Origin of the sequence: Paenibacillus sp. AR247 (assembly GCF_002968895.1) — a bacterium.
Taxonomy (GTDB): domain Bacteria; phylum Bacillota; class Bacilli; order Paenibacillales; family Paenibacillaceae; genus Paenibacillus_AQ; species Paenibacillus_AQ favisporus.
In genome coordinates this window covers 265,981-271,924 of sequence record NZ_PCZT01000009.1, presented here as the reverse complement: position 1 = coordinate 271,924, position 5,944 = coordinate 265,981, and the positions used below count along the sequence as shown (strand labels likewise).

The following is a 5,944-nucleotide window of genomic DNA, read 5'->3' as shown; positions in this document are numbered from 1 at the left end:
TTTCAGCACCGACGGTTTCAAGTTTCGCCGAAGCAGCAGCTCGACCACCTCGGCCTCGATGGCCCACGATGATGGAAGCGGCCGCGATGCCGGATGCCGGGCAGATGGACGCGTTTAATTCTGCTACTTCCAGCATCGCATCCAGCGGAGGGGCGCAGTTATCGATCACAAGATCGGCAACCTCGAATAATCTTTTCCCGCTGGAATGCTCGCTCTTCAGCTGAGAGGAGTAAGTGACGCTCGTTAAGGCGATGACATAAGCTCCCATCCGCTTTGCCCGCAGCGCGATATCGACCGGAAAGANCGTTTTTCCGGATACGCTGCCGACAATGAGCACATCGCCTGGAAGAAGCCGGCTTGCCCGCAGCACGTATTCCATCAGCCCTTCGAGGCTGCGGTCCTTCTCTTTCTCCTCTTCGCGCTCTCGCACCTCGTTGTTCACGTCGAATTGAAAACGCAAAGCCCGAAAAGCGGTGAGTCCGCCCGCACGGTTGACGAGCTCGCTATCCAGCATATGCCCGGTGTCGAACAAGTGCACACATTTGCCGGCCGCCATCGCGCTTGCGATCTCCTGTGCCGCTTCTCCCATGGCTTCCCCCTGGGTTTGTTCGATTTGGGCAATCAGGCTGTTCAGCTTCTGAAAATATTGACCTACTCATACTTCTTACCCCTCCATATCATAAGTGAGCAGTAAGATTGAATCTTACGGCTTTTTATATATCTTTTAGGCTGATAAAGTAACGCTTCGAATGACGATTTCAACCGCTGCATCATCGGACCATCCAAAGGTTCGCCCTCTACCATGCGCATCGCCTCATGGACGACGCCGCCCATGACGGGCTCAAACAACGGCATTGCCGCCCCGGTTTTCGGATGCTTCTCCCGAATGACTTCCCTGAACCTTGTGAACATGAGCGGATGTCCCTTCCAGACACTTCCAGCCGCCATGACCCATGTCTGTTCATCGAATGCGTCCCGGTTCATCAGTGCGCATACCTGCACGGCCAGGCTTTCTCCCGCTGCCGCAAAAATGCCCTGCGCCACTGCGTCCCCTGACATCGCTGCTTTGGAAACAAGCAGCGAACAAGAAGAAATGACTTCACGGGTATCGGACGTGCCGTAAATGACGGAAATAATGTCGCCCATAAGCTTCAGCTGCCACCGCTGCATGATCAGTTCCTGAAGCATCGTCACAGGACCGCGGCCTTCAAAGCTTTGAATGGCGGCCATCATTCCCTGCCTCCCGATATCGTATCCGCTGCCTTCATCACCAAGATGACTTCCCCATCCGCCAAGATGGGTTTGGATTTCCTCCCTGACGCCAAATATTCCGGAGCCCGTACCGGCCAAGGCTACAATACCTCGCCGGCGCTGAATTCCGGCAAGGAGGCACATATATCCTTCACTGAAAGTATGCATCTCCCCGACACGGGCATATTTCCCGATGATTTCGGCGAGCAAATCGATGGGACCGGGCATCGCCGCATAAACTACGTCCAGCTCGATACGCGGATGTTCCTTCAAGCAATCCCGGATGCATGCCTCCATATTGGCCGCGACCGATTCGAGCTTCGTAAAATTCGGATTGATCGGTCCGCTTCGGCCTACGGCCAGGCAATTCCAATCGTGATTGAACAAAACAGCGATAATTTTCGTTCCGCCGCCGTCCACGCTCAGGCAGTATCCCACGGCGCTCCCCCTCTTTCCGGCATCAGCCCTTCACAGAACCGACCATGATGCCCTTGACGAAATATTTTTGCAGGAAAGGATATACGCATATAATCGGAATGACAACAATAATCATCGTGGCCATGCGAATGGATTCCGCGGTAAAGGTCTGGGCCGCATAGGTGGCGCTGCGCTGCGCGTCTACTGTATTGGCACCTGTCACTGCTGTAAGGTTCGCTTTGTTGATCAGCTCCATCAGCAGGAATGACACCGTCTTCAAGCTTTTGTCATTCACGAAATACGCGGAATCGAACCAGGCATTCCAATGACCTACTCCGTTGAACAGGGCAATGGTCGCCAGCACAGGCGCGGAAAGCGGCAGCATGATCCTGATAAAGGTGCGCAAGTCGCTCGCCCCGTCGATCCTCGCGGATTCCTTCGCCTGACGATCACGTTATGGCGCGGACGAACGTACTTCGGCGGTTTGCGGGTATATTGGTAAGCCAATGTATCAATGGCTGCCTCCGGATACTCAGACTCAATGGCTTCGGCCACCTGATTCACGAACCGGATAAGGCTGCCGCTGTAGCTTTCTTCGTATTCGTCTACCGCCCGGCAATTGGCGCATTGGCAGGGATTGTACCAGTCGTTTTGCGATACGGACAGAATGCGGGTTTCAGGGTGCTGGCCAAGGTACTCCTTGACCCGTTTGATCATCAGTTCCAGTACCTCGGGATTCGTCAAACAAAGCTGCGTCTTTTCGGAAATCCGCTCGCCGCCGACCTCCGAAAAGTATTCGGGATGCGCATCGAAATGCTCTTTTACCGGAATGAAGTGATCAAAGGTATGTACAAACAAGGAAGTGTATTCCGTCTTGCCCCCGTGCCGGGTTTCCAGTTCAGGGAAATTGCCGTTCGATTTGTTTCTTGCCGCCCAATCGCCGTCAAAGGCACAGAAGAAAAACGGCTCGCGATATTCCAGCACGGGAACCTGCTCGATATCGATATCGCCCAGCGATATGCGGCTTCGCTTCGGGATGCGGCTTACCTTGGAGCTGAACCATCTGCAGCCCAAGTAATCCTCCAGGAAAGTGTAAACTCCGTACAGCGTTCCACGCAGCGCGCCGCCTGCAATGACAAGCCGGCTGCCGGCCGTGCGGATGACGAACCCGTCGCTGCCCAGCTTCTCAAAATCGATCGATGACGCCAGATCAGCCATATGCATATTGAAGCCAACGACGATTTCATGGGGTGTGACCGGACCGTCGTCTTTTTTTGATCGGCACCGTCACGCCGGTAATTTCACGCAAATATGCCTGCAGTTCCGCCCCTGCATACACCTCTGAAGGCGATGCTTGCTCTCCAATAACAATCGTCCAATCCGTCGAGCTGTTCTCGATGAGCACCCATTCGTTATTCATGGACCTTCCCTCATTTCCTAGATTCTGATATATGCGGGAGGGAAGAGTTCCCTCCCGAGCTTGCCGCCTTCGTTCTACTCGTATTTCTTTAAGGCTTCCTGATAAGCTTCATTCATATAGGTTTCCAGTCGCTCCAGACCGATTTTGTTCGCGTCGGACATCAGCTTGTCATATCGCTTCACGGCTTCATCCTCGCTGGCGGCCGTGATGATTTCGACTTTGGCGTTGGTGTACAGCTCCGACAGCTTCACGTTGATATTGAACTCATCCGTATCTGCCTTCGGCTTGACGAAGGCCAGTGCCGGATTACGCACGTATAGCGCCTTTCTGAACTTCAGCAAATCGACGGAAGAGCTGTATTTCGGATTGCTAAGCGCCCCTCGAGGAAACGGCAACGCCTTCACCGAGCCCGCTTGCCTCGAAATACCAAGGCCCGATCCCCGTATCCGTCACCTTCAATTGGTTGAAGCCTTCCGGACGTACCAGCAGTTTATCCTCGTTCAAGGTGTAATGCTTGCCTTCGATTCCCCACTGCGTCAAGGCATCGCCTTCGGGGCTTTTGAGAAACTCGATGTATTGGATTGCGCGCTCAGGATTTTTATTCGTTTTTGGAACAAACAGGCTGGCCCAGCCGACGGAAGCGTCTACGGGCTTCAGCTTTGCCTCCCCTTTAAAAGTGAGCGCTTTTAAAACAGGCACCAGATGCGCTTGAATGCCATTGTCGTCATACACTTTATTCATTTCGTCGGCTAGACCGGTGTTGTAGGAAGCGGAAAATACATTGCCGCTCTTCATGATTTGCGAGAACTGCTCCGGCTTGTAGGCGAAGCTTTCCGCGCTTAAGTATCCGCTACGGTAAAGCGAGTTCATGTATTTGAAATAATCCTTGAATCCGGGGTTGCTGAAGCCTAAATGAACTTTACCTGCCTCATCCGCATAGGGATTCTGATCGGTTAAGCCCATCATTTCCATGATCGGGTTCGTCCATGTCGGATGTGGGAGGTAGATGATCATATCAGGGTGTTTTTCCTTGACCAGCTTATAGACATTCAGCAAATCCTCCAGCGATTCCAGCGGCGGATTGCCTATCTCCTGCATGATATCCTGTCGGATGTAGAACCCCGCGTCACCGGGAGAAGGAAGGTTTCTCGGGTCATTCCAGGCTTCATCATTGTTATAATGCGTTTTTAAGGCGTAAAAATGTCCGTCGGGCTGGGTGTTGTTAGCAATTTCTACGGGGTCAAGTAGATTCATCATTTCAGGGGCATATTTCTTGATCAATTCATCGAGTGGATAAGCGATGTCCGGATCGTAGAAGCGTTCTACCAGATTGGAAGTGAAGACGAGATCGGGCAATTCATTGGCGGCGATCAATACCTGCAGCTGGTTGAGGTCACTACTTTTCGTTACATTCAGGGAGACGCCGGTCCTCTTCGTGATCTCTTTGGATACATCATCCTTTCCCCATGTATCAACGGGGTACCAGTCGAAATCGATGTACGTGTCGAAGGCTACGGGATCCGTGCTCTTTTTCCAGGCCAAGTCCGGACTATCCCAGCTAGTAATATTGCTGGTTTGTTCCTGCGCTTGATCTTTCTGCGCCGAGTCCCCCGCTTCTGCATCGGGGGTGTCATTACCTGAACATCCCGCCAAAGTCAGAACAACAATAATTAAAAAGGAACAGATCCACAACGCTTTCTTCTTCATTTTATTCCCCCTTAAAGACAGTTTTCCGAAAACAATTTTCACAATCGAAAGCAAAACGAAATTAAAAAGTTAAATTGTTTTCGAATTTGTTTCGATTATAGATTTGTGTTTATCGAAATGTCAATAAAAATAAAATTATATTTATTAAAAGAGGGATTAACGAAAACGAACTTCTTTTTATTCTTTCGTTTTACGAATGCAAGACAAAAAGTTACCATCGTGATGTCGCGCAATCCCTCCAGCAGGACACCTTTGGGACTGATGAAGGTTTTGGTAGCCCGAAGATCGTTGATCATTTTCTCTGCATACGGTCCAACGAACGTTTGGGTTCTCGGATTTAACGTGCCGGGGATCCCTATAAGCGTGGCCGTCGTTATTTCTTTGAGCTGTTCGAAAATGGGGATGGAATTGCTGATGATCGTCACATTCTCGATATGCCGTGCCAGATTGGCTAGCAGCACTGTCGTTGAGCTTCCGTCCAGAAAAAGGCTGTCCCCAGGCTGGATCAAATCGACGGCAGCTTTGGCGATGGCCGACTTTGTTTCGCTCAGAAGCCAGGAGGTCTCCGAAAAAGTAGGTGATTCCTGCTCATCCTTTACCATCGCTCCCCCGTAATTGCGCTCGATCTTCCCTTCCTCCTCCAGCGTTCGCAGATCGGAACGGATGGTCACCTCGGAAACTTGGAATATATCCCTCAGCTCTGAAACCCTTTTAAATCCGTTCTCTTTAATCATCTTCAAAATTTCGCTTCGACGTTGCATGGCATGCATCTTTTCTTCTCCACCTCTGTTTTATGTATATAATGGGACTTGTTTACTGTTTCATTGTACGGCTATAACTACTATAACAGGAAACAAATCGAAAGGAAACCGTTTGACAATGAAAATAATCGAAGATAAAATCTAAACACAAGGAAAGTAAAACGAAAGTTTACTGAGATTGGGTCGTATTTTTACGCTGAATCGTAACGGGGAGGATATGCTATGCTGCAAATTATGCGTTATTTTCAGGCCGTAACGGATAACTTGGTTCAAGTCTTGCAAGAACAGCATGAGGCAATGCAGCAGACCTCGCATGTATTGGCTGACACCGTGGAGCAGGGAGGCTCCATCTATATTACAGGATGCAGCCATTCAAGTCTCTTCGCGC

The 5,944-nt window shown here is 50.7% G+C and carries 9 protein-coding genes; 1 reads left to right on the top strand and 8 read right to left on the bottom strand.

Annotated elements, in window-relative coordinates; translation table 11 throughout:
- The 8 genes from CPT76_RS09140 to CPT76_RS09110 all read right to left on the bottom strand — a co-directional run.
- The coding region (locus CPT76_RS09140; protein ID WP_308737624.1) for a sugar isomerase domain-containing protein at window positions 1-613 on the bottom strand (613 nt) is incomplete at its 3' end.
- A 38-nt stretch (window positions 614-651) separates the two neighbouring features.
- Window positions 652-1,689, bottom strand: coding sequence for a BadF/BadG/BcrA/BcrD ATPase family protein (locus CPT76_RS09135; protein ID WP_105442693.1), 1,038 nt, complete (start codon window positions 1,687-1,689; stop codon window positions 652-654).
- 22 nt (window positions 1,690-1,711) lie between these two features.
- A complete protein-coding gene (locus tag CPT76_RS09130; RefSeq protein WP_258168232.1) occupies window positions 1,712-2,074 on the bottom strand; it encodes an ABC transporter permease family protein in 363 nt (120 codons plus the stop codon).
- Window positions 1,999-2,910: a DUF4838 domain-containing protein gene (locus tag CPT76_RS09125; RefSeq protein ID WP_258168609.1), complete on the bottom strand. Its 912-nt coding sequence runs from the start codon at window positions 2,908-2,910 to the stop codon at window positions 1,999-2,001. The genes CPT76_RS09130 and CPT76_RS09125 overlap by 76 nt, the downstream gene beginning before the upstream one ends.
- Window position 2,911: 1 nt before the next feature.
- Window positions 2,912-3,088 (bottom strand): thioredoxin domain-containing protein, encoded by a 177-nt coding sequence (locus CPT76_RS37155; protein WP_181152750.1) that lies wholly within the window; start codon window positions 3,086-3,088, stop codon window positions 2,912-2,914.
- Between the two features lie 74 nt (window positions 3,089-3,162).
- Entirely contained in the window at window positions 3,163-3,402 is a 240-nt protein-coding gene (locus CPT76_RS09120; protein WP_181152749.1) for a hypothetical protein, read from the bottom strand.
- A 55-nt stretch (window positions 3,403-3,457) separates the two neighbouring features.
- Window positions 3,458-4,795 carry an extracellular solute-binding protein gene (locus CPT76_RS09115; RefSeq protein ID WP_105442689.1) on the bottom strand — a complete coding sequence of 446 codons (1,338 nt, stop codon included), beginning with the start codon at window positions 4,793-4,795 and terminating at the stop codon, window positions 3,458-3,460.
- A gap of 95 nt (window positions 4,796-4,890) precedes the next feature.
- On the bottom strand, window positions 4,891-5,565 hold the full coding sequence (locus CPT76_RS09110) for a DeoR/GlpR family DNA-binding transcription regulator (RefSeq protein ID WP_105442688.1): 675 nt from the start codon (window positions 5,563-5,565) through the stop codon (window positions 4,891-4,893).
- A 213-nt stretch (window positions 5,566-5,778) separates the two neighbouring features.
- Here CPT76_RS09110 and CPT76_RS41960 point away from each other — a divergent pair.
- The coding region (locus CPT76_RS41960; protein ID WP_146116282.1) for an SIS domain-containing protein at window positions 5,779-5,944 on the top strand (166 nt) is incomplete at its 3' end.